General features: G+C 71.4%; 22 protein-coding genes and 1 pseudogene. 14 read left to right on the forward strand and 9 right to left on the reverse strand.

All coding sequences use genetic code 11. From position 1 onward, the window contains the following. Window positions 1-31: 31 nt before the first annotated feature. Window positions 32-832, forward strand: coding sequence for a FadR/GntR family transcriptional regulator (locus tag FDO69_RS23190; RefSeq protein WP_104781767.1), 801 nt, complete (start codon window positions 32-34; stop codon window positions 830-832). A gap of 114 nt (window positions 833-946) precedes the next feature. Then, window positions 947-2,059 (forward strand): ABC-2 transporter permease, encoded by a 1,113-nt coding sequence (locus FDO69_RS23195; RefSeq protein ID WP_104781768.1) that lies wholly within the window; start codon window positions 947-949, stop codon window positions 2,057-2,059. 234 nt (window positions 2,060-2,293) lie between these two features. Here FDO69_RS23195 and FDO69_RS23200 read toward each other — a convergent pair whose 3' ends face one another. Both FDO69_RS23200 and FDO69_RS23205 read right to left on the reverse strand, forming a co-directional pair. Further along, a complete protein-coding gene (locus FDO69_RS23200) occupies window positions 2,294-3,202 on the reverse strand; it encodes an SDR family oxidoreductase (RefSeq protein WP_104781769.1) in 909 nt (302 codons plus the stop codon). Between the two features lie 58 nt (window positions 3,203-3,260). Further along, complete coding sequence (locus tag FDO69_RS23205; RefSeq protein WP_104781770.1) at window positions 3,261-4,037, reverse strand: SDR family oxidoreductase; 777 nt, start codon at window positions 4,035-4,037, stop codon at window positions 3,261-3,263. 79 nt (window positions 4,038-4,116) lie between these two features. On the opposite strand from FDO69_RS23205, the gene FDO69_RS23210 reads away from it, so the two are divergent. Genes FDO69_RS23210 through FDO69_RS23225 form a run of 4 tightly spaced genes read left to right on the forward strand, consistent with a single transcriptional unit; the run spans window position 4,117 to window position 7,590 of the window. After that, entirely contained in the window at window positions 4,117-4,902 is a 786-nt protein-coding gene (locus FDO69_RS23210; protein WP_104781771.1) for an enoyl-CoA hydratase family protein, read from the forward strand. Further along, window positions 4,899-5,762: a CoA transferase subunit A gene (locus FDO69_RS23215; RefSeq protein WP_338105736.1), complete on the forward strand. Its 864-nt coding sequence runs from the start codon at window positions 4,899-4,901 to the stop codon at window positions 5,760-5,762. Before FDO69_RS23210 ends, FDO69_RS23215 begins: the two co-directional genes overlap by 4 nt. After that, window positions 5,759-6,529, forward strand: coding sequence for a CoA-transferase subunit beta (locus FDO69_RS23220; RefSeq protein WP_104781772.1), 771 nt, complete (start codon window positions 5,759-5,761; stop codon window positions 6,527-6,529). Before FDO69_RS23215 ends, FDO69_RS23220 begins: the two co-directional genes overlap by 4 nt. After that, a complete protein-coding gene (locus FDO69_RS23225; protein ID WP_170320930.1) occupies window positions 6,526-7,590 on the forward strand; it encodes an NAD(P)H-dependent flavin oxidoreductase in 1,065 nt (354 codons plus the stop codon). Before FDO69_RS23220 ends, FDO69_RS23225 begins: the two co-directional genes overlap by 4 nt. A 57-nt stretch (window positions 7,591-7,647) precedes the next feature. Here FDO69_RS23225 and FDO69_RS23230 read toward each other — a convergent pair whose 3' ends face one another. The 3 genes from FDO69_RS23230 to FDO69_RS23240 are packed head-to-tail and all read right to left on the reverse strand — an operon-like array spanning window position 7,648 to window position 10,731. Then, window positions 7,648-8,649 carry an acyl-CoA dehydrogenase family protein gene (locus FDO69_RS23230; protein WP_104781773.1) on the reverse strand — a complete coding sequence of 334 codons (1,002 nt, stop codon included), beginning with the start codon at window positions 8,647-8,649 and terminating at the stop codon, window positions 7,648-7,650. 7 nt (window positions 8,650-8,656) lie between these two features. After that, window positions 8,657-9,874 carry an acyl-CoA dehydrogenase family protein gene (locus FDO69_RS23235; protein ID WP_104781774.1) on the reverse strand — a complete coding sequence of 406 codons (1,218 nt, stop codon included), beginning with the start codon at window positions 9,872-9,874 and terminating at the stop codon, window positions 8,657-8,659. Beyond that, window positions 9,874-10,731, reverse strand: a complete 858-nt coding sequence (locus tag FDO69_RS23240) for an enoyl-CoA hydratase (protein ID WP_104781775.1) — start codon at window positions 10,729-10,731, stop codon at window positions 9,874-9,876. Before FDO69_RS23240 ends, FDO69_RS23235 begins: the two co-directional genes overlap by 1 nt. A gap of 128 nt (window positions 10,732-10,859) precedes the next feature. Between FDO69_RS23240 and FDO69_RS23245 the strand changes: the two genes are divergently transcribed. From FDO69_RS23245 to FDO69_RS23255, 3 genes are read left to right on the forward strand one after another with little or no spacing between them, the layout of a single operon-like run. Further along, a complete protein-coding gene (locus tag FDO69_RS23245; protein ID WP_104781776.1) occupies window positions 10,860-11,648 on the forward strand; it encodes an SDR family oxidoreductase in 789 nt (262 codons plus the stop codon). Window positions 11,649-11,663: 15 nt separating this feature from the next. Beyond that, entirely contained in the window at window positions 11,664-12,290 is a 627-nt protein-coding gene (locus tag FDO69_RS23250) for a TetR/AcrR family transcriptional regulator (RefSeq protein WP_420878530.1), read from the forward strand. Window positions 12,291-12,327: 37 nt separating this feature from the next. Further along, entirely contained in the window at window positions 12,328-13,485 is a 1,158-nt protein-coding gene (locus FDO69_RS23255) for an acetyl-CoA C-acetyltransferase (protein WP_104781777.1), read from the forward strand. A gap of 91 nt (window positions 13,486-13,576) precedes the next feature. Here FDO69_RS23255 and FDO69_RS23260 read toward each other — a convergent pair whose 3' ends face one another. Together FDO69_RS23260 and FDO69_RS23265 are read right to left on the reverse strand one after the other, a co-directional pair. Continuing rightward, window positions 13,577-14,728: a S1 family peptidase gene (locus FDO69_RS23260; RefSeq protein WP_170320931.1), complete on the reverse strand. Its 1,152-nt coding sequence runs from the start codon at window positions 14,726-14,728 to the stop codon at window positions 13,577-13,579. Between the two features lie 344 nt (window positions 14,729-15,072). After that, window positions 15,073-15,438, reverse strand: a complete 366-nt coding sequence (locus FDO69_RS23265) for an STAS domain-containing protein (RefSeq protein WP_104781778.1) — start codon at window positions 15,436-15,438, stop codon at window positions 15,073-15,075. 119 nt (window positions 15,439-15,557) lie between these two features. On the opposite strand from FDO69_RS23265, the pseudogene FDO69_RS42165 reads away from it, so the two are divergent. Together FDO69_RS42165 and FDO69_RS23275 are read left to right on the forward strand one after the other, a co-directional pair. Beyond that, a pseudogene (locus tag FDO69_RS42165) lies at window positions 15,558-16,055 on the forward strand (ATP-binding protein); the annotation flags it as partial. Between the two features lie 274 nt (window positions 16,056-16,329). Then, the gene (locus tag FDO69_RS23275; protein ID WP_104781779.1) at window positions 16,330-17,178 is read left to right on the forward strand and encodes a patatin-like phospholipase family protein; all 849 of its coding nucleotides are present in this window, start codon (window positions 16,330-16,332) and stop codon (window positions 17,176-17,178) included. 191 nt (window positions 17,179-17,369) lie between these two features. On the opposite strand, the gene FDO69_RS23280 is transcribed toward FDO69_RS23275, so the two are convergent. Beyond that, window positions 17,370-17,807, reverse strand: a complete 438-nt coding sequence (locus FDO69_RS23280; RefSeq protein WP_104781780.1) for a glutaredoxin domain-containing protein — start codon at window positions 17,805-17,807, stop codon at window positions 17,370-17,372. 35 nt (window positions 17,808-17,842) lie between these two features. Further along, a complete protein-coding gene (locus tag FDO69_RS23285) occupies window positions 17,843-18,376 on the reverse strand; it encodes an AAA family ATPase (protein WP_104781849.1) in 534 nt (177 codons plus the stop codon). A 331-nt stretch (window positions 18,377-18,707) separates the two neighbouring features. Between FDO69_RS23285 and FDO69_RS41310 the strand changes: the two genes are divergently transcribed. From FDO69_RS41310 to FDO69_RS23305, 3 genes are all read left to right on the forward strand, one after another. Then, complete coding sequence (locus tag FDO69_RS41310; protein WP_234388044.1) at window positions 18,708-20,006, forward strand: ATP-binding protein; 1,299 nt, start codon at window positions 18,708-18,710, stop codon at window positions 20,004-20,006. 251 nt (window positions 20,007-20,257) lie between these two features. Continuing rightward, the gene (locus FDO69_RS23300) at window positions 20,258-21,673 is read left to right on the forward strand and encodes a family 2B encapsulin nanocompartment shell protein (protein ID WP_104781781.1); all 1,416 of its coding nucleotides are present in this window, start codon (window positions 20,258-20,260) and stop codon (window positions 21,671-21,673) included. Window positions 21,674-21,753: 80 nt separating this feature from the next. Beyond that, the gene (locus tag FDO69_RS23305) at window positions 21,754-23,202 is read left to right on the forward strand and encodes a family 2 encapsulin nanocompartment cargo protein terpene cyclase (protein WP_167526660.1); all 1,449 of its coding nucleotides are present in this window, start codon (window positions 21,754-21,756) and stop codon (window positions 23,200-23,202) included. Window positions 23,203-23,205 lie beyond the last annotated feature (3 nt).

Genomic DNA, 23,205 nt, shown 5'->3' on the forward strand with positions numbered 1-23,205 from the left:
CTGTCGTCGCAGTCACCCGGAGGCATTCCAGATGAACGACACGCCCGCGACCGAACCGGCCCTGCCCGCGCAAGCCTCGACCACTGCTGCCGCGGCGGCGAACGGCTCGGACCAGGAGCGGCGTGACTATCGGCCCGGCTACGAGGTGGTGGCCGAGCGGATCCTCGAATTCATCGCCGAGGCGCGCCTGACGCCTGGGGACCGGCTGCCGACGGAGAACGACCTGGCCCAGACGCTGAACACCAGCAGAGCGGTCGTGCGGGAGGCAGTGAAGATCCTTTCGGCCCTCGGTCGGGTCCGGGCGCACAAGGGACGCGGACTGTTCGTCGCGGACGACGACGGCATGCTCATCACCAGCCGCTGGGGCGGCTTCTTCCGCCCCGTCGACATCGATCACGTCCTGATGCTGTTCGAGTTCCGCAGGGTGCAGGAGATGGCCGCCAGCAGTCTGGCGGCCACCCGTGCCACGCCCGCCGAGCTGCGGACCATCGAAGTCGCGATGCAGCAATGCAGGCACGGGTTCGTCCACGGCCAGGTCGAGGTGTTCAACCAGGCGGACGACGACTTCCATACCGGTGTGGCCGCGGCCTCGCACAACACCTTCCTGGTCAGCGCGGTGCGCGACGCGCGACGCCTGCAGCGGCAGTCCAGCGCCATCGGGATCCACGACACGTTCGGCGACGGTACGGCGGCCGCGGTGGAGGAGCACGAGGCCATCTACCGGGCCATCCGCGACGGCCGCCCCGACGAGGCGGCCGAGGCCACGGCGGTGCACCTCGACAGGACGCTGGAGGACTACCGGCGGGAGATCCAGCGGCGCCTGTTCGGATAGCGACGGGCCAAGGCGGGCTCGGCGCGGTGGTGCGCGGCGCCAGTGCGTCATTGATGGCCAGTGCGGCGGAGTAAGCGGAGCAAGGCATTCACGTCCGTGTGCGATCATTCGCCCGTGAAAGCACCCTCCAGCCCGCCTTCGGGCGAATCGCCGATCGAGCGCGACTCCAAGTCGCCTGTTTTCGCGGCCGAGTTCAAGGACGCCGTCACGCTCCGGGCCTTCGGGCTGGTGCTCGGCGGCCTGCTCGTCCAGCTCGCCTTCATCGTCTCCTACGTCGGGGCCTTCCACTCGCCCACACCTCACCGGATAACCGTGGCGGTCGCCGCTCCACAGCAGGCTTCCGCGAAGATCGTCGGCCAGCTCAACGCCCTGTCCGACGACCCGGTCAAGGCGACGGCGGCACCGAGCGCCGAGACGGCCCGGCAATGGGTGCTCACGAGGAAGACGGACGCCGCCTTCCTCTTCGACGCGGCCGGCACCAAAGACACCCTCCTCGTCGCTTCGGCGGGTGGACCCTCGGTGTCGCAGACCGCCACGCAGATCGCCCAGAAGATCGAGACGGCGCAGAAGCGGCAGATCACCGTCTCCGACATCCGGCCCCCGAATGCCGGGGACGGGCGAGGCATGACGTCCTTCTACCTGGTGGTGGGCTGGGTGATCGGCGGCTATCTGACGGCCACGATCATGGGGATGGCAGCGGGTACCCGCCCGGCCAACCGGCAGCGCACCCTGATCCGCCTCGCCGTGCTCGCGGTGTACGCGGCCGTGTCCGGAATCGCCGGAGCGGTCGTCGTGGGGCCGGTGTTCGGCGCACTCGACGGTCATTTCTGGGCCCTGAGCGGCATCGGTGCCCTGGTCGTCCTCGCCTCGGCGGCGACCGCGCTCGCCCTGCAGACCCTACTGGGCCTGCTGGGCACCGGCCTGGTCATCCTGCTTTTCGTGGTGCTGGGCAATCCGAGCTCCGGCGGCGTCTACCCGGCACCGCTGCTCCCCGCGTTCTGGAGCGCGATCGGACAGGCCCTGCCGCCGGGGGCCGGTACCACGCTGGTCCGCAACACGGTCTACTTCTCGGGCCATGCGGTCACGTCCGCCGTCTGGGTGCTCGGCGCCTACGCCGTGGGCGGCGCGGTACTCGCGTGGGTGGCGTCGTGGCGAAACGAACGCCGGCACCCGGACGCCCCCGCCGCAGAACCCGAGACGCTGCCGGAGCCGTCCCCCGCCGGCTGACGTGCTGCAACGGCTGCTGCACACTGGTCAACCGCATGAGCAGCAAGGGGCTGGACAACGGCAGCAGCACCACCGAGGGCCGGTGCGGAGCGCGCGCTCCGCACCGGCCGTCGTTTCTGTGCTGTCCTCAGCCGGCGGCCGCCACCCGCTCACGGTCCGCTCCGGCCTCTTCCGTCGGTCCGGCGGCAGCAGGGCGGGTGTCCGGCTCTTCGGAGTCGTACACCCGCCGGGTGCTCACCCCGCTCCGTACACCGGTTCGGGAGTCGCCGCCTCCGCCAGGAGTTTCATTGCGGCCTCCCCGGCCTCGGACGGGGACCAGCGGGCGTCCTTGTCCGCCGTGGGGCCGGGGCGCCACCCCTCCATGACCGTGATGCGACCGCCCGCCGCCTCGAAGACCCGCCCCGTCACCCCGGCGCAGGCCGCGGAGCCGAGCCACACGACGAGCGGGGACACGTTCTCCGGGGCCATGGCGTCGAAGCCGCTGCCGGAGGCCGTCATGGCCTCGGCGAACGTGGCCTCGGTCATCCGGGTGCGCGCCGCGGGGGCGATGGCGTTGACCAGGACGCCGTAACGGCCCATCTCGGCCGCGGCGACGAGGGTCAGCCCGATGATCCCGGCCTTGGCCGCGGAGTAGTTGCCCTGGCCGACACTGCCCAACAGCCCCGCCCCGCTGGTGGTGTTGACGACCCGGGCGGCCGGGACACGGCCCGCCTTGGCCTCCGCGCGCCAGTGGGCCGCCGCGTGCTTCAGCGGCAGGAAGTGCCCCTTGAGATGGACGCGCATGACGGCGTCCCAGTCCTCCTCGTCGAGGTTCACCAGCATGCGGTCCCGCAGGAATCCGGCGTTGTTGACCAGGGTGTCGAGGCGGCCGTAGGCCTCGACGGCGGTGCGGATCAACGAGGCCGCCCCCTCCGTCGTGGCGATGTCCCCGCCGTGGGCGATCGCCTGCCCGCCGCGGGCGACGATCTCGTCGACGACGAGCTGGGCGGGCCCCGCCTCGGTACCACTCCCGTCGAGGCCGACACCGAGGTCGTTCACGACGACCTTCGCGCCCTCGGCGGCGAGAGCGAGGGCGTGCGCCCGGCCGAGTCCACGTCCCGCCCCGGTGACGATCGCGACACGTTCGCTGCACAGTCCGGACATGCTCTGGGTCCCTTCACTGAGAGGTCTGGAAGGTCGGGGAACGGGTGGGTTCGGTGGGTCACTTGCCGGCGGTGGCGGCGTCGAGGTAGGCCGGGCGTTCGCCGCCGCCGTGGACGAGCAGGCTCGCGCCGCTGATGTACGCGGCGCGCTCGGAGGCGAGGAAGACACAGGCGTCGCCCACCTCCGCCGGGTCGGCGAGCCGGCCGAGCGGCACGGTGCGGCCGACGGCCGCGACGCCGTCCTCGTCGCCGTAGTGCAGCTGCGACAGCTCGGTGCGGACCATGCCGAGGACCAGGGTGTTGACCCGTACTTCCGGGGCCCACTCCACAGCCATGCTGCGGGCCAGCTGCTCCAGCCCCGCCTTGGCGGCGCCGTAGGCCGCCGAGCCCGGTGACGGACGGCTGCCGCTGACACTGCCGATCATGACGATCGACCCGCCGCCGGGCCGGGCGCGCATCTGCTCGTAGGCGGCGAGGGAGGCTGTCAGGGGGGCCAGCAGGTTCAACTCGACGACCCGGGAGTGCCGTTCGGCACCGCCCTCCTCGAGCATCCGGTACGGCGTGCCCCCCGCGTTGTTGACGAGGACGTCCAGCCCGCCGTACTCGCCCCTCACGTGAGCGAAGAAGGCACCGACGGCGTCCGCGTCACGCAGGTCGACCGGCAGGAACCGGGCAGTGCGCCCGGCCGCTTCGACAGGCCCGTCCGCGGGGCGCCGCGCGCAGGTCACCACCTCGGCCCCGGCTTTCAGCAGGGCCCGGGTGATGCCCGCGCCCACGCCCCTGGTTCCGCCGGTGACCACCGCCACCCGTCCGCTCAGATCGGTGATCGTTGCCATGGGGGACCTCCCGCGAGGCGTACTCCGCTGCTACCTTCACACCTAACAAACGTTTGGTGGAAAGGTAGCTGATCCGCCCATGGGTGTCTCCACCGCAAGCCCCGCAGAGGGCATCGCCGTCATCACCGTCGACTTCCCACCGGTCAACGCCGTCCCCGTCCAGGGCTGGTACGACCTGGCTGCCGCGGTACGCGGTGCCGGTTCCGATCCCGCCGTGCGCTGCGTCGTCCTCACCGCGACCGGGCGCGGCTTCAACGCCGGCGCCGACATCAAGGAGATGCAGCGCACCGAGGGGTACACGGCACTCGTCGGCACCAACCGCGGCTGCTACGAGGCGTTCAACGCGGTCTACGACTGCGAGGTCCCCGTGGTCGCCGCTGTGCAGGGCTACTGCGTGGGCGGCGGTATCGGCCTGGTCGGCAACGCCGACTCGATCGTGGCGAGCGACGACGCGACCTTCGGGCTGCCCGAGCTGGACCGGGGCGCGCTCGGCGCCGCCACCCACCTGGCCCGGCTGGTCCCCCAGCACCTGATGCGGACGCTCTACTACACCTCGCGCACCGTGACGGCCGAGGAACTGCACCGCCACGGCTCGGTGTGGCGGATCGTCCCGCGCGAACAGCTGCACGCCGCGGCCATGGAGCTGGCCAGGGAGATCGCCGCCAAGGACGGGCTCCTCATCCGCTTCGCCAAGGCCTCGATCAACGGCATCGACCCCGTGGACGTCCGCCGCAGCTACCGCTTCGAGCAGGGCTTCACGTTCGAGGCCAACCTCAGGGGCGTGTCGGACCGGTACCGCGAGGCCTTCATCTCGTCCCGGTCGTCGTCGAAGGCGTCCGAGCCGTCCGAAAGGGAGGCGCGTTGAGCGACAAGACGATGACCGCCGAGCAGGTGGTCGGCCGGCTCCGTAGCGGCATGACCCTGGGCATCGGCGGCTGGGGATCGCGCCGCAAGCCGATGGCACTGATCCGTGCACTGCTGCGCTCCGACATCACCGACCTGACGGTGGTGTCCTACGGCGGCCCCGACGTAGGCCTGCTCGCCGCGGCGGACCGGATCCGCACTCTGGTGACCCCGTTCGCCACCCTGGACTCCATCCCGCTGGAGCCGCATTTCACCGCGGCCCGGCAGCGCGGGGCCTTCGACCTGGTGGAACTGGACGAGGCGATGTTCATGTGGGGTCTGACCGCCGCAGCGCAGCGGCTGCCCTTCCTGCCGGTCCGAGCCGGACTCGGCTCCGACGTGATGAAGGTCAACCCGCACCTGCGCACGGTGGTCTCGCCCTACGCGGACGGCGAGGAGTTCGTCGCGGTCCCGGCGTTGCGCCTGGACGCGACGCTGGTGCACCTCAACCGGGCGGACGCACAGGGCAACGCCCAGTACCTGGGGCCCGACCCGTACTTCGACGACCTGTTCTGCCAGGCGGCCGACGCCGCGTACGTCTCCTGCGAGCAGCTCGTCGACACGGCCGACCTGCTCAAGGACGCGGCCCCGCAGACGCTGCTCGTCAAGCGGGCGTTCGTGACCGGGGTCGTCCAGACACCCAACGGCGCGCACTTCACCTCCTGTGCCCCCGACCACGACCGCGACGAGGCCTTCCAGCGCGCCTACGCCGTTGCCGCCCGCGACCCTCAGGCCTGGCAGGCCTTCACCGATCGCTACCTGTCCGCGGACGAGGAGACGTATCAGGCCGCGGTCGCGGCATTCCACGAGGAGCGCGCGTGAGCAGTCCTACGACGGGCAAGACGACGCGCGCCGAGTACTGCGTGGTGGCCTGCGCGGAGGTCTGGCGCCACGCCGGGGAGGTCCTGGCCGGCCCCATGGGAACCGTCCCCGCCATCGGCGCCCGGCTGGCGAAGCTGACGTTCGCGCCCGACCTGCTGCTCACCGACGGCGAGGCACTGCTGATCGGCGACGTCCCGGCGCTCGACGCCCGCGCCCAGGTGGTGGAGGGCTGGCTGCCCTACCGCCAGCACCTGGCTCTCGTCGCCACGGGACGGCGGCACGTGATGATGGGCGCCGGCCAGATCGACCGCCACGGCAACCAGAACATCTCCTGCATCGGCGACTGGTCCCGTCCCGCCCGGCAACTCCTGGGTGTCCGGGGCGCCCCCGTGAACACCCTGAACAATCCGACCAGTTACTGGGTACCGAAGCACTCCACGCGCGTCTTCGTGGAGCAGGTCGACATGGTGTGCGGAGTCGGCTACGACCGTGCGGCCGAGGCCGGCCCGTCGGCCACCCGCTTCCACCACGTCCCGGAAGTGGTCAGCAACCTCGGCGTCTTCGACTTCGCCACCCCGGACCACTCGATGCGGCTGCGCTCGCTGCATCCGGGGGTCACGATCGAACAGGTCCTTGCGGCCACCGGTTTCGCCCTCACCGTCCCGGACGAGGTGCCGTACACCCGCGAGCCCACCAGCGAAGAGCTGCGCCTCGTCCGCGAGGTCATCGACTCGAAGGGCGCCCGTGACCGTGAGGTGCCCGCATGAGCGACACCGCGATCGCCACGGCCCTCACCGAACTCGTCGGAGTGCGCACCCCCATCGTCCAGACCGGCATGGGGTGGGTGGCCGGCCCCCGCCTGGTCTCCGCCGCCGCCGACGCGGGAGCCCTGGGCATCCTCGCGTCCGCCACCATGACCCCGGAGCAGCTCCGCTCGGCCGTGCGCGAGGTCAGGTCCCGCACCGACGCGCCCTTCGGGGTCAACCTCCGGGCGGACGCCTCGGACGCGGGGGAGAGGGTGCGCATCATCCTCGACGAGGGCGTGAGAGTCGCCTCGTTCGCGCTCGCGCCCCGGCCGGAACTGATCGCCCGCCTGAAGGACGCGGGGGTGGTCGTCATCCCCTCCGTGGGCGCCCGGCGGCATGCCGAGAAGGTCGCGGCCTGGGGCGCCGACGCCGTGCTCGTGCAGGGCGGCGAGGGCGGCGGCCACACCGGCAGCGTCGCCACCACCGTGCTGCTGCCGCAGGTCGTGGACGCCGTCGACATCCCCGTGATCGCCGCGGGCGGCTTCCGGGACGGACGCGGACTGGTCGCGGCCCTGGCCTACGGCGCCGCCGGCATCGCCATGGGCACCCGTTTCCTGCTCACCTCCGACAGCACCGTCCCCGACGCGGTCAAGGCCCGCTACCTCGCCGCGGGCGTCCAGGACGTCACCGTCACCACGAAGGTCGACGGCCTGCCCCACCGCATGCTGCGCAGCGACCTGGTGGACGCGCTGGAGCGCTCCGGCCGTACGGCCTCGCTGCTGCGCGCCCTGCGGCACGCCTCAGCCTTCAAACGGGACTCCGGCATGAGCTGGGCCGGAATGGTACGCGACGGCCTGGCCATGAAGCACGGCAAGAGCCTGACCTGGAGCCAGGTCCTCCTGGCCGCCAACACCCCGATGCTCCTCAAGGCCGCGATGGTCGACGGCCGCACCGACCTCGGTGTGATGGCCTGCGGCCAGGTCGGGGGGCTGATCGACGACCTGCCGTCCTGCGCCGAACTCGTCGGAAGGATCATGATGGAGGCATGCGCAACGCTCGGCAGGCTGCCGACCGTCGAGTGAGGGAGGATGGCAACGGCCCTACCGGCAGCCGCAGTTCGCGCTGATCCGCCGCCGGCCTCACCCCACCGGCCCGTCCGCCAGTACCCGGGCACGGCACGCGGCCGGAGTACCCCAGGCGTTGCGCAACGGGCGGGCCTTGCGGATCCACAAGGACAGGTCCAGTTCCTCGGTGTAGCCGACAGCACCGTGGAGTTGCAGGGCGGTGCGCGCCGCCCCGTACGCCGCCTCGCAGGCCGACACCTTCGCGGCGGCGACCTCCCGGCCTGCCGCCGGATCGTCCGCCGCCAGGGCCAGGGCGGCGGCGTGGACCAGAGGCTGGGCGAACTCCAGGGCGATGAGGGTGTCGGCCAGGCGGTGCTTGACCGCCTGGAACGAGCCGACGGTCACCCCGAACTGGGTGCGCTGCCGGACGTACCGCACCGTGCGTTCCAGCAGCGACCTTCCCAGCCCGAGGGCCTGCGCGGCGGTGACCAGCGCCGCGACATCGGTGGCGTACGTGGCGGCCGCCGTCACCTCGGGCCCCTGTCCGAGCACGGCTCCGCCCAACGGTCGGGCCAGCCGCCGCGTCGGGTCGGCCGACGACTGCACCGGACCGTGCGAGGCCGCGAGCCGTACGGTGTCGCCGTCCACGACGAACACCGCGTCGGCGGCGTCGGCGTCCAGCGCGTACGGGCCGCCCCCGGGCGACAGGACGCACAGGGACGCCATGGCCTTGCCCGACGCGAACTGCGGAAGCCAGGCATGCGCCGCGTCACCCCCGAGCCGGCCCAGCAGGGCACTGGCGGCGGCCGTCTCGGCCAGCGGACCGGGCACGGCATGACGGCCCAGCTCGGCGAAGGCGACGGCCAGTTCGACGGGCAGCGGTCCCAACCCCTCGTGCTCCTGCGCAACGGCGAGGGCGAAGACGCCGGCCTCCGCGAGCCTGGCCCACAGGGCGCGTCCGGGCCCGTGGTCGCCCGCCGCCCAGGACCGTACGACGCCGGGTGTTCCGGCGGAACCCAGCATGTCGTCCAGCGTGCGGGCGAACTCCCGCTGCTCGTCGTCGAGGAGGAACCGCATCACCGCATCACCGGCGTCCCTTCGGCAGGCCGAGCAGCCGCTCGGCGATGATGTCGCGCTGGATCTCGTTGGTGCCGGCGTAGATCGGCCCGGCCAGGGAGAAGGTGTACCCCTCGGCCCAACTGCCGTCCGCAGGCGCCTCGGTGGACTCGTCGGACAACTCGCCCCAGGGACCGAGCAGGTCGAGGGCGGTCTCGTGCAGCGCGATGTCCAGCTCGGACCAGAAGACCTTGTTGAGGCTGGACTCGGCGCCGATCGATCCACCGGCGGCGATGCGTGAGGCGTGGGCGTAGGCGAACAACTGGTAGGCACGAGCGCCGATCACCGCGTCGGCCACCCGGTCGCGCAGGGCGGGGTCGTGGGAGAAGGAGCCGTAGCCGGAGCCGGAGGTGAGGGCCGCTGTGGAGTCGGGGTCCGTGCTGGAGTGCCACAGTGCGGTCAGCCGGTCGGCTGCGGCGGTGAAGCGGCCGGGGCTGCGCAGGGTCAGCCCGCGCTCGTTGTCGCTGGTGCTCATCGCGACCCGCCAGCCCTGCCCCGGCTCCCCGATGACGTCCTCGTCGGGTACGAAGACGTCGTCCAGGAACAGCTCGGCGAAGGCGGGCTTGCCGTCCAGCCGCCCGATGGGCTGTACGGTCACTCCGTCCGCGTCCAGCGGAAACATCAAATACGTCAGACCCTGGTGCGGCCGGTCCGCGTCCGGATCGCCGCGGAACAGGCCGAACGCGCGGTCGGCGAAGGCCGCCCGGGACGACCACGTCTTCTGGCCGCTGATGCGCCAGCCACCCTCGGTCCGCACGGCGGTGGACCGCAGCGAGGCCAGGTCGGACCCCGCCTCCGGCTCGGACCAGGCCTGCGCCCAGATCACCTCACCGCTCGCCATGGACGGCAGCACCCGCGCACGCTGCTCGTCGGTGCCGTGCTCGAAGAGCGTGGGCGCGAGGAGGTGGATGCCGTTCTGCGAGACCCGGCCGGGCGCGCCGGCCCGGTAGTACTCCTCCTCGAAGATCAGCCACTCCAGCAGGGAGGAGCCCCGGCCGCCGAACTCCTCGGGCCAGGAGACCACCGACCACCGGTCGGCGAACAGCGTGCCCTCCCATTCCCGGTGGGCGGCGAAGCCTTCCGCGGTCTCCAGCGACGGCAGCGGGACGGACGGCACACGGGCGTCGAGCCAGTCCCGCGCCTGCGCCCGGAAGGTGTCCTCGCCGGCGGTGAAGTCGAGATCCATCAGCGGCGCGCCTCCTTCATGGCGCGCACGTCCATCCCGCCGAGCGAGTCGTCGCCGGTCTCCGCGTTGTGCGCGTGGGCGAGGTGGTGCAGCCCGAAGACCGAGTCCAGCCCCGCATGCAGCCCTTGGAGGTCCTCGGCCTGGTTGACCGCCCGCTTCGTCAGCGCCAGCCCCATCCGGGGCATCCCCGCGATCCGCTCGGCCAGCTCCAGGGTGTGCTCGGTCAGTTCCTCGCGGGGCACGACCCGGTTGACCATGCCGACCTCGTAGGCGCGCCGCGCGCTCATCCGGTCGCCGGTGTAGAGGAACTCCTTGGCGATCCGCGGCGGCATCACCCACGGGTGGGCGAAGTACTCGACGCCCGGGATCCCCATGCGCACCACCGGGTCGGCGAAGAAGGCGTCCTCGGAGGCGACGATGAGATCGCACACCCATGCAAGCATCAGCCCGCCGGCCACGCACGCGCCCTGTACGGAGGCGATGACCGGCTTGGGCAGTTCGCGCCAGCGCCGGCACATGCCCAGGTACACCTCGGACTCGCGGGCGAAGCGGCTCTCGGCCCCCTTCTTCTGCGAGTGGTCCCACCAGAGTCCCGCTGTGCGGTCGAACGGCAGGTGCGCGTCCCGCTCGGGGGTGCCGATGTCGTGGCCGGCGGAGAAGTGCTGCCCCGCTCCGGCGAGGACCACGACCTTCACCTCGTCGTCGTCCGCCGCACGGTAGAAAGCCCGGTCCAGGGCGTAGGTCATCGCCGAGTTCTGGGCGTTGCGGTACTCGGGCCGGTCCATCGTCACCTGGGCGACGGCGCCGCGGCGCTCGTAGCGGACGGGGTCCGGGGGCGCGGTGCGGGCAGTGGACATCGCCTCCTCCTTCCCTAACAAGTGTTTGGTAGGTTAACGTACGGGTCGTCGGCCGTCGAGAGTCGCCCAGCGCCACAGCCCCCACGCAACGGACGGCGGTGACGGGACGCTGCCCGAGGAGGTAGGCCATGACCGCGACCCCACCGCCGTACCTGCCCGGCCACCACCTGCTCATCGGCCGCACGGCCGTCGTCACCGCCGCCGCGGGAGCCGGCATCGGCGGCGCGACCGCCCGGCGGCTGCTGGAGGAGGGCGCACGGGTCGTGATCTCCGACGTCCACGCCCGCCGCCTGAAGGAGTCCGAGGCCGGACTGGCTGCCGAGTTCGGCGCCGACCGCGTCACCGCACTGCGCTGCGACGTCACGGACGAGGACCAGGTCACCGCGCTGTTCGACCACGCCGAGCAACACCACGGAAGCCTCGACATCGTGGTCAACAACGCGGGCCTCGGCGGCACCGCCGATGTCGTCGACATGACCGACGAACAGTGGGACAGGGTCCTCGACGTCACTCTCAACGGCACCTTCCGCTGCACCCGTGCCGCACTGCGGCGGATGAAAGCCGCGGGCGCCGGAGGCGTCGTCGTCAACAACGCCTCGGTGGTCGGCTGGCGCGCACAGCAGGGCCAGGCCCACTACGCCGCCGCGAAGGCCGGTGTCATGGCCCTCACCCGCTGTGCCGCGGTGGAGGCCGCCGCCTATGGAGTGCGGGTGAACGCCGTCTCCCCGAGCCTGGCCATGCACCCGCACCTCGCCAAGGTCACCACCCCCGAACTGCTGGAGGAACTGACCGGCCGGGAGGCCTTCGGGCGCTGTGCCGAACCGTGGGAGGTGGCCAACGTGATCGTGTTCCTGGCCAGCGGCTACGCGTCGTACCTGACCGGCGAGGTCCTGTCGGTCAGCAGCCAGCACCCGTGAGGCGAGAATGGTCCCGTGCCGAAAAGCAGCAACAGCGACCACAAGAAGTCCAGGGTGAGCCCGCCCGAGCGGCGCGAGGAACTCCTGGCCATCGCGGCCCGGGTGTTCGCCGCGCAGGGCTACAACGCCACGACCGTCCGCAAGATCGCGGACGCGGCGGGGATGCTGGCGGGCAGCCTCTATTACCACTTCGATTCCAAGGAGTCGATGCTGGACGAGATCCTCTCCGGCTTCCTGGACGAACTCTGGGCCCGGTACGACGCCGTGCTCGGCGCCGGGCTCGGCCCCAGGGAAACCCTGGAGGCCCTTGTGACCGAGTCCTTCCGGGAGATCGACCGGCACCTCGACGCGGTCGCCATCTACCAGAAGGAGTCCAGGCACCTCGGGACCCAGCCGCACTTCGCCTATCTCGTCGAGTCGCAGCAGAAGTTCGAGAAGGCGTGGCTCGGCACGCTGGAGCGCGGAGTGGCCGCCAAGGTCTTCCGGCCCGACCTGGACGTACGGCTCACCTACCGCTTCGTTCGCGACACGGTCTGGGTCGCCGCGTCCTGGTACCGGCCGGGCGGCCGGCACAGCCCCGAGGAGATCGCCCGTCAGTACCTGTCGATGGTGCTGGAGGGCATCGCACTGCACGACACATAGGCAGTCCTGCATCCGCAGGCCCACAGAAGGAGACGCCATGGCCGAGGCCTACATCGTCGAAGCGGTGCGCACCCCGGTCGGCCGACGGGGCGGCGGACTGTCCGCCATCCACCCGGCCGACCTGGGCGCCCATGTGCTGACCGCGCTGATGGAGCGCTCCGGCGTCGACCCGGCCGCCGTCGAGGACGTGGTGTTCGGCTGCCTCGACACCGTCGGCCCGCAGGCCGGTGACATAGCGCGCACCTGCTGGCTGGCCGCCGGACTGCCCGAAGAGGTACCCGGTGTGACCGTCGACCGCCAGTGCGGCTCCTCGCAGCAGGCCCTGCACTTCGCCGCGCAGGGAGTCCTCTCCGGCACCCAGGACCTGGTCGTCGCCGGCGGCGTGCAGAACATGTCGCAGATCCCCATCGCCTTCGCCACCCGGCAGGCCGCCGCCCCGCTGGGCCTGACCGAGGGCCCGTTCGCCGGCTCGGCGGGCTGGCGGGCCCGCTACGGCGACCGGCCGGTCAACCAGTTCCTCGGTGCCGAGGAGATCGCCCGCACATGGGACATCTCACGGGAATCCATGGAGGAGTTCGCCTTCCGCTCCCACCGGCGGGCGATCCGGGCCATCGACGAGGGCCGCTTCGCCCGGGAGACCGTCGCCTACGGCGACGTCGTCCACGACGAGGGACCGCGCCGCGACACCAGCCGGCAGAAGATGGCGGGCCTGCAGCCACTGGTGGAGGGCGGCCGGCTCACGGCCGCCCTCTCGTCCCAGATCTCCGACGGCGCCTCGGCCATGCTCATCGCGTCGGAGCGGGCCGTACGGGAGCACGGCCTGACCCCCAGGGCCCGCGTCCACCACCTCTCGGTGCGCGGCGAGGACCCCATCCGCATGCTGACCGCTCCGATCCCGGCCACCGCGTACGCCCTGAAGAAATCCGGGATGACGCTCGACGAGATCGACCTGGTCGAGATCAACGAGGCCTTCGCCTCGGTGGTGCTGGCCTGGCTGAAGGAGACCGGCGCCGACCCGGAGAAGGTCAACGCCAACGGCGGCGCCATCGCCCTCGGCCACCCGCTCGGAGCCACCGGAACCCGGCTCATGACCACCCTCCTGCACGAGCTGGAACGCACCGGCGGCCGCTACGGGCTGCAGACGATGTGCGAGGGCGGCGGCCAGGCCAACGTGACCATCATCGAACGCCTTTGACCGAGCCGCAGACCGCTGGAGGACGCCGGGCGCTCCGAGCGGGCTCCGGTGGCCGTTCCGTGCCGGGGCCCGCTCGGCGTGCTGGTGAGGGTCAGGCGGTATGCAGCGTCAGTCCGTACCGGTTGAGGATCTCGTTGACCGGCTGATGCCACGTCTCGCCGCCCCCGGCGCAGTTGCCCCAGCCGCCCGAGGTGACGCCCTGGGCCTGGTCGCCGCTGATGAAGGAGCCACCGGAGTCACCCGGCTCGGCGCAGACGCTCGTCTTGGTCATCTGATGGACGGCGCCCTCGCGGTAGTTCACCGTCTCGTTCTTCGCCAGCACGGTGCCGCAGTGCCAGTGCGTGGTGGAACCGGAGCGGCAGACGGAGGCACCCACCGGTGCCTCGGCGGAACCGCGGACGAGCCGGTCGGGAATCGTGCCCCAGCCCAGCACCACCGGCACGGTCCACCAGCCACTGCCCACGTTCACCCAGGCGTAGTCGTTGCCCGGGAACGACGACCCCTGGAAATTGCCGATGTACGACCGGTCCCAGCCGTACACCGCCGCGCTCGGGGAGCCGCAGTGCCCGGCGGTGACGAAGCCGCCGTGCACGGAGAAGCCTATGGAGCAGCGGACGTTGCCGGTGTAGTACGGGTCGCCGCCCACGGTGCCGGCGGCGAAGGTACGCGGTGCGGCCGGAGTCTGCCGCACCGTCACGGGACCGGCCTGGCGGGCTCGGGCGAGGAAGGCCCGGACATCGTTGTCGTCCCGGTGCGACTCGACGATGCCGACGACGACCTTGTTGGCCTTGGGATCGACGTGCCAACTCGCGACTCCGGCGGGGGCGGGCAGCGCGTCGATGCTCTTCTTCGCCGCGTCGAGTTGCCGTGCGTCGTGCCGCACGAGCCGTACGGTCGCTCCGGTCGCGCGGACCGCGTCGGCCCGCGCGGCGCGGGTGACGGCGACGGTGAGTCCGCCACTGCGGGCATCGAACCAGGAGCCGCCGTAGGCCGGGCCCGCGGCCTTTTGCGCCTTGCGTTCGACGTCCGTCGCGTTCTTCTCGGCGGCCAGGCGCGCCTCGGCCTCGTCCCGGGTCAGCCCCAGGTCGCGCTGCATCGCGGAGAGGAGTTCGGGGGAAGCCGGTGCCTGGGCGGATCGCACGGGAGTGTCCGCGGCGGAGGCCGGCAGGGCGCTCGCGGTCCCCCAGGTGCCGAGCAGGAGGAGTGCGGACAGTCCGGTGCGCAGGATGGTGGTGCGTCTCAAGGGATGCCCCTTCGTTGTTCCAGCAGGTGGGGGTGGAACAGCAGAGCTTGAGAGCGCTCTCGGATACGCCCGGCAGAGCCTAGCCCGGGTTCAGGAAAGGGTCTAGGCCTATCCTCGGCCACCGCAGGGTGCATCAGAGTTCCGCTCACCGGCGGCTGACTGGAGCCCGCCTCCAACCCGCCTGCCGAAACGGTTCTCCGCTTCCTGCCGGGCACCCTCGCCGCCACGATCGGCGCACTCCACACAGCGCAGGCTCCCGCCTGAGGCGGAACCGGCGGCAGGGCACGGCCGTGCAGCGCCTTACGCCTCACCGTGCTGCCCGGCGGCCCGTCCGCAGGGGGCGGTCAGGCGGTCAGGGCCTGCTCGGTCGTGGGGTGGCAGGGGATGAGCGTGTCGACGCCGACCAGTTGCAGGACGCGCAGGACGGAGTCCTGGGCGCCGGCGATGCGCACCCAACCGTCCGCGTCGCTCAGCTGCTGGTAGGCCGCGACGAAGACGTTGATGCCGCTGGAGTCCATGAACGTCACCGCGTTGAGATCGGCGACTATGCGCGGCGGCACCGCCCCGCCCTCGGCCTGCAGGGCCTGCCGCAGCACATCCTGGACGTCGTGATCGATTTCGCCCCGCAGGGTCACGACACGGATGCCCTCGACCATGCGGTGTTCGACGGAGAGCCGTTCTGGCCGGTCCGCTGGTTCGATGTGGGCCACGGTCTCCTCGACTGCGATTTAGGCTTGTCACCGGTTCAGGACGTGCGCGGATGATTCTGCCCCACCGGCCGCCCGGATGCACCTACGGGATTGTCTCGAACATCACCCGGGCGGCATGCATGCCGACCAGGGGGGTAGTCGCGCGCGAAACGGGGAGTGAGGCGAGGCCAGTGGCAGATGATACCGACGGTGACGGCTGTACAGCACGCGACGAGTACTTGGTGCGCGTCGGCTTCGCCCTGGGCGGCGACGACGGCTGCATCGCGGACGCGCGCCAGCACGCGGCCGCCTTCCTCGACCAGGCGGGCGAAGAGTACGAACTGCTGGTGACAGCGCGCGCGAGGGACCTCACCCAGCTCGTGGTGAGCGAACTGGTCACCAACGCCTGCAAGTACGCGCCGGGGCCCGTCCTGGTGGAGCTGGGTCTGACCGCCGGCGCCGTGGAAGTGGTCGTATGGGACAGCGATCCCGAGGTCCCGGCGCCCCGGGCCGCGGATCCGGGCAGGATCGGCGGCCACGGCCTGGAGATCGTCAAGGCCGTGTCGGAGGACCTGTCCGTCGACCGGGAGGCGGTCGGCAAACGCATCACGGCCCGCATCGCCCTGACCGACGCCTCCGGTGCCTCCGGATCCGAGCCTGCCGTAGCGACGGCTCCCGCAGGGCGAATCGATCCGGAGCTGCGCCCGCCTGGCACGGGGCACGACGTAGCGGTACCTCCCCGGCTGGCCACCATGCCTTCGGACAACTCGCCCCAGCGGCACCTTCCAGACGGTGCACCGGCCCGAGATGCCTGACGGGCCCGCCCCGGCGCCACCGGGGCGGAAGTCCTCGTACTGCTGCGGGCCTACGATTCCGATCCTCAGCGATCACTCCACAACGCAAGGGGCGGACATGACAGACGCGTTGGTGCTGGGCGGCGGTGGAGTCGGGGGCATCGCCTGGACCACGGGGCTGCTGGCGGGCCTGGCGGACGCCGGGCAGGACGTGACGGGAGCCGACGTGATCGTGGGCACCTCCGCCGGGTCGGTCGTCGCAGCACAGCTGGGCAGCGGACTGCCCCTGGAGGAGTTGTACGCCCGGCAGGTCGATCCCGCCCTGCAGGCTGCCGAGATCATGGCGGAGATGGATCTGGACGCATTCGCCGCGCAGATGGGCGCCGCGCTGGACGGCGCGGCCGACGTGGGCGAGATGCGGCGCGCGGTCGGACAGCTGGCGCTCCGTGCCCGGACCGTGCCGGAGTCCCGGCGCCGCGCGGTCATCGAGTCGCGGCTGCCGTCGCACGAATGGCCCGCGCGCACCGTGCGCATCGTGGCGGTGGATGCCGAGAGCGGGCAGCAGCGGGTGTTCGACAACGACTCCGGCGTGAGCCTGGTCGACGCCGTCGCGGCGAGTTGCGCCGTTCCGGGTATCTGGCCGCCGGTCACGATCGACGGGCGCCGGTACGTCGACGGCGGTGTGCGTTCCGTCGCCAACGCCGACCACGCCGCGGGCGCTTCGCGCGTACTCGTGATCGCGCCGATGGGTGCCGTCGAGCCGTTCCCCAGCGATGTGCCGGTGGAGCGCTCCATCGAGGAGCTGCGGGCGCGAGGTGCCCAGGTCGCGGTCGTCGAACCGGACGAGGCGTCGCGGGCCGCGGTCGGTCCCAATGCGCTGGACCCGTCCACGCGCCGCCCGGCCGCCGAGGCGGGACGCGCGCAGGGCCGTGCACTGACCGTCGAGTGGAGCGGGGCAGTGGACTGACCGTCGAGTGGAGCAGGGCCGTGCACTGACCGTCGAGTCGTGCGGGGCGGTGGACCGACCGTCGAGTGGAGCGGGGCGGTGGACCGACCGCCCTGTGCCGGTTCCACCGGGCATCCGCTCCTGCCCTGAGAAGACGCCCCGGTGGTGAGCACGCAGGAGTAGCCGTCACCTGCGATGACGGGGGCTCCGCGTCACCGGGACGGGGAGAGCCGGCTGCGGACCCACGCCGGATCGGGGTTGGTGTGTGAGCGGCCGTCCACGACGACAGTCGGCACGGTCTCGTTGCCGTCGTTGGCCTCCCTGACCGCCGCGGCTCCGGCCGGGTCACGCCAGATGTCCACCCAGTACACCTGGCGAGCGCTCCGCCCCAACCGGATACGCAGGCGCAGGCAGTAGGCGCAGCCCGGCCGCCAGAACACGACCGGTCGGCCGTCGACCGTGCTGCGTTGTCGTGCCTCCTCTGCACCGATCGATCTCGGGAAGACCAGCGGCGAGTTCACACCGGCGAGCAGCAGGAACACCAGCAGCAGTGCGGCTGCCGTGCCGGGGCTCCCCGCGAAGACCAGTCCGGTCGCGGCGACGGAGCCGCAGAGCACGAGCAGCATGGGCAGGATCCAGACGCGCATCATGGTGACGCAGGCTACCGATGAGTGTGGCCGACCGATCAGGGGCGCCGCGTCCCGACGGCCTCTGCGATGCGCAGGGCGGCCTGGTCGGGCGTGAGGTGCGTGGTGTCGACGACCTCGGCCGCGCTGTGCAGCCACGTGCGGGCGGCCTCGGCGTAGGGCGCGAGGTATCTGAGACGGAAGGGGGAGGGGACGACATGTTCGCTCTCGATGCGCCGGCGGAGGGTGTCCTGGTCGGCGTGGAGGACGAAGTGCCGTACCTCGATGGAGTGTTGGGCGAGCCCGGCGCTGATCTCCCGCCAGTACTGCTCGACCAGGACGGTCATGGGGATCACCAGAGTGCCGCCGGTGTAGTCGAGTACGCGGCGGGCCGTCTCGACGACCAGCGGCCGCCACGGCGGCCAGTCCTGGAAGTTGTCCGTGCCGGGCCCGGGCAGCGCCGGCGTGATGTCCATGAGTGTCTCGCCGACCTTCTCGGCGTCGAAAACCCGTGAATCCGGAATCAGCTTCTGCACGAGTGCACTGGTCGTCGTCTTGCCTGCGCCATGGGTGCCGTTGAGCCATACGATCACGGGGTTCGACACTAGCGCTCCGCCGGCTGCGACGGAGCAGTTCCGGTCACTGGGGGAGAGGCGGGCTCTTCCCCGCCATGGTGGTATCGCCGGCGTATCGAAAAGCGGATACGCCACCGCAACGGTCCTCTCTTTGCAATGGGGACATGGCCCAGAACGCATTCCAGCCCCCACCGCCCCGCCGCACGCGCGAGATCGTGTTGTCCGCCCTTGGGATTCTCACCGTGGCGGGTGCCGTGTACGTCGTGCGGCGGCCGCTCATGATGGCCGCTCCGACGTGCATGGCGGTCGGTGGCACGGCTGCTTCGACACGTTCACCGGCGTCGTGCTCATGACTCTGGTCACGCTGCCGTTGGCCGCGCTGGTGGCGTGGACTCTGGCGCGCCGCCGGCGTGCCGCCGGCGTCGTGGGGGCGTGGCGGATGTCGCTGGCCGAGGTGGGCATGGTCCACGGGACGGTGCCGTTCGTCTGGATGATCCTCATGCCGGGCGCAGGGGCGGGCACAGTCCCCGGCCGCGTGAGCCTGATACCGCTGGGAGACCTGATCACGATGGGCCCGCTCGGAATCGCCGGCAATCTGCTGGTCTTCGCGGCACTGGGGTTCTTCGCCCCGATGCGGTGCGCGGCGCTGGCTTCCGTGCCGCGGGTGCTGGCGCTCGGGGCGGGCTGCTCGGTCCTGGTCGAAACGGCGCAGTACGTACTGCAGCTGGACCGGGTGTCCTCCGTGGACGATGTGATCGTCAACGCCGTCGGCGCCGCGTCGGCCGCGTGGGCGTCGCGCCGCTGGTGGCGCACCACGGCACAAGCGCGCGCACCGCTCTCCCGGATCACGGCCGCGGCACGGACGGCCGGGAACGGATCGCTGTCCCACCGGGTCCGCATGGAGGGCCGCCAGGACGAATTCCGCGAACTCGCCGACACGTTCGACACGATGCTCGGGCAACTCGAGGCGCACGTCGCCGAGCAGCGGAGGTTCGCCGCGAACGCCTCCCACGAACTGCGCACCCCGCTGGCCATCTCACAGTCGCTGCTCGACCTCGCCCGCAAGGACCCCGCGCGGCGGAACGAGGACGAACTCTTCGACCGCCTGCACGCCGTCAACATCCGTTCGATCGCCCTCACCGAGGCCCTCCTGCTGCTCAGTCGCAGCGACCGCGGGAACCTCGCCCGCGAGAGCGTCGACCTCTCCCTGATCGCCGAAGAGGCCGCGGAAAACCTGCTCGGCCTCGCCGAACAGCGCGGCATCACGCTCGACGTCATCGGCGCAGCGGCACGAACCAGCGGCTCCGCGGAGCTCCTGCTGCGGATGGTGACGAATCTCCTCCAGAACGCGATCGTCCACAACCTCCCCATTGCAGGCACCGTGACGGTCCACACCGAGACCCGGAACGACACGTGCCTGCTGCGGGTCGAGAACACGGGCCATCCCGTGCCGGCGGAACTGCTGCCGACGCTCACGGAGCCCTTCCGGCGCGGAACGCAACGCGTACGCACCGACGAGCACGCCGGTGTCGGCCTGGGCCTCGCCATCGTGCACAGCGTCGTCCGCGCTCACGACGGGGCCCTCGACCTCGTCGCCCGCCCCGCCGGCGGCCTCCTCGTCACGGTTCGGCTTCCCGGAACGCCGTAAACATCCCGAGCGGTACCGGGCACTGACTGGCGATGACACATCACGGACCGATAAACCGCATTCAAGTGATTGTCACTGCTTCGAGGTAAGCATCTCGTCTCGCTGGTGGATGCGGCCCCCTCAGCGGCTAGCTTTCTGCAGGTGGACGGATTCCCGTGATCCTTCCCGCTCGTTGCCCACTCCTCCCTGTCTCCCGGTCGGCGCACCCGTGTGCACCGGACGACCCGTCGTGCAAGGAGCACCTGCCCTCGATGACCGTCGACAGCATCCCGGAAGCCCGGACCACGTCCGACCCGCCGCAGCAGTCCCTGAGCACGACCGCTGCCCGCAACCTCGCCACCACCACCAAGTCCGCTCCGCAGATGCAGGAGATCACCTCCCGCTGGCTGCTGCGGATGCTGCCCTGGGTCGAGGCCGACGGCGGCGCCTACCGGGTCAACCGGCGGCTGCGCCACACCCTCGGCGACGGGCACATCGAGTTCGTCCAGGAAGGCGCCACGGTCCGGGTGATCCCCCGGGAGCTCGGTGAACTGGCCCTGCTGCGCGGCTTCGGGGACACGGACGTCCTCACCGCCCTCGCCGACCGCTGCACGCAGCGCGACTTCGCGGCGGGGGAAGTCCTCGCAGAACGGGGCAGCCCCGCAGACCGGCTCCACCTGATCGCCCACGGCCGGGTCAGCCGGACCTCGGAGGGCAAGTACGGCGGAGAGATCGCGGTCGGGGTGCTCGCGGACGGCGACCACTTCGGTGAGGGCGCCCTGCTGGACTCCGACGCCCGCCACGACTGCACGACCACCGCCGAGACCTCCGGCACCCTCCTCACTCTCACCCGCGCCGACTTCAGTGCGGTTCTCGCCTCCGCCCCAAGCCTTCAGGCCCACGTCGACCGGTTCGGCTCCCGCTCGCGGCTGCGGCAGAACAAGCACGGCGAGGCCGAGATCGCCCTGTCGGCCGGCCATGTCGGCGAAGCCGAACTGCCCGGCACCTTCGTGGACTACGAACTGCAGCCGCGCGAGTACGAGCTCTCCGTCGCGCAGACCGTCCTGAGGATCCACACCCGGGTCGCCGACCTCTACAACGGTCCGATGAACCAGAGCGAGGAGCAACTCAGGCTCACCGTGGAGGCGTTGCGCGAGCGCCAGGAACACGAGCTGATCAACAACCGTGACTTCGGGCTCCTGCACAACGCCGACTTCAAGCAGCGCATCCAGCCCCGCTCCGGACCGCCGACCCCGGACGACATGGACGATCTGCTCTGCCGTCGGCGCGGCACCAAGATGTTCCTCGCCCACCCCAGGACCATCGCCGCCATCGGACGCGGCTTCAACGCCTGCGGCCTCTACCCCGATCATGTCGACCTCGGCGGGCAATCCGTCCCCGCCTGGCGCGGTGTCCCCATTCTGCCCTGCAACAAGATCCCGATCAGCAAGGAGCAGACCAGCTCCATCATCGCGATGCGCACCGGCGAGAAGAACCAGGGCGTCATCGGCCTGTGGCAGACCGGACTGCCGGACGAGTACGAACCGGGGCTCTCCGTGCGGTTCATGGGCATCAACGAACAGGCGATCATCTCCTACCTCGTCAGCACCTACTACTCAGCCGCGGTGCTCCTGCCCGACGCCCTCGGAGTGATGGAGAACGTGCAGATCGCGCCCAGGCCACGTTGAAGCCCTGATCCGCGGCAGGGGCATGCCTGTCGCCCCCACCTGCCATGCAGCGCCCACCCCACCGCAGCAAGGAGCCGCCGATGCCCGACTCCGGGCCCTTCGGAACATCCCCACCTGAGCAACGTCCGGCATCGCCCACCGCCATGCCGGACGCCCCCACCGCGTCGGCCCCCGACCGTCAGATCACGCCGACCGCCCGGCACTTTCTGGCCGCACTGCATCCGCCGGTGACGATTCCCGGCCCGCCGACGCCACCGACCTCGGCGGCCGCCACCGCCGGCCTGGGCGCGCCTGACACGCCAGCCGTCAAATCCGCCGTACTGGACACGTCTGGGGCGGCTGCGGTCGGATCCGCCGTACTGGACACGTCTGTGGCGGCTGCGGTCGGATCCGCCGTCCCGGACGCGCCTGACGCGGTCGGGGTCGGATCCGCCCTTCGGCGGATCCTGCGCGGACCGACCGGACCGGGCACGAGCTCGCTCTCCTTGGCCGGCAGGTACACCCCCACGCGCCCCGATCCGGTCCCCCCGGACCCCGCCGAGCCCGCCGCGGGGCAAGCCGTGCCCGGCCTCTACCACCACCCCGTCCCGGAGCCGGACCCTGTGCGCGTCGAGGAGGTGAGCCGCCGGATCAAGGCCTGGGCCGAGGACGAGGTCCAGCTCTACCCCGAGGAGTGGGAGGGGCAGTTCGACGGCTTCTCCGTCGGCCGGTACATGGTCGCCTGCCATCCCGACGCGCCGACGGTCGACCACCTGATGCTCGCCACGCGGCTGATGGTCGCGGAGAACGCGGTGGACGACTGCTATTGCGAGGACCACGGAGGGTCCCCCGTCGGACTCGGCGGCCGCCTCCTGCTCGCGCACACCGCGCTCGACCACTTCCACACCACCGCGCAGTACACGCCGGCGTGGCACGAGTCGCTCACCTCGGACGCCCCGCGACGGGCGTACCGCAGCGCGATGGACTACTTCGTCCGCGCGGCCACGGACTCCCAGGCCGACCGCTTCCGTCACGACATGGCCCGGCTGCACATGGGCTACCTCGCCGAGGCCGCCTGGGCGCAGACCGAGCACGTCCCGGAGGTGTGGGAGTACCTGGCGATGCGCCAGTTCAACAACTTCCGCCCCTGCCCCACGATCACCGACACCGTCGGCGGCTACGAACTGCCCGCGGACCTGCACGCCCGGCCGGACATGCAGCGGGTCATCGCCCTCGCCGGCAACGCGACCACCATCGTCAACGACCTCTACTCGTACACAAAGGAACTCAACAGCCCTGGCCGCCACCTGAACCTGCCCGTGGTGATCGCCGAACGCGAGCAGCTCTCCGAACGCGACGCCTACCTGAAGGCCGTCGAGGTTCACAACGAACTCCAGCACGCCTTCGAGGCCGCCGCGGCCGACCTCGCGGAGGCCTGCCCCCTGCCCCCCGTGCTGCGTTTCCTCAAAGGCGTGGCCGCCTGGGTCGACGGCAACCACGACTGGCACCGCACCAACACCTACCGCTACACCCTGCCCGACTTCTGGTAAGGA

This window comes from Streptomyces tibetensis, from assembly GCF_007655005.1.
GTDB classification, from domain to species: domain Bacteria; phylum Actinomycetota; class Actinomycetes; order Streptomycetales; family Streptomycetaceae; genus Streptomyces; species Streptomyces tibetensis.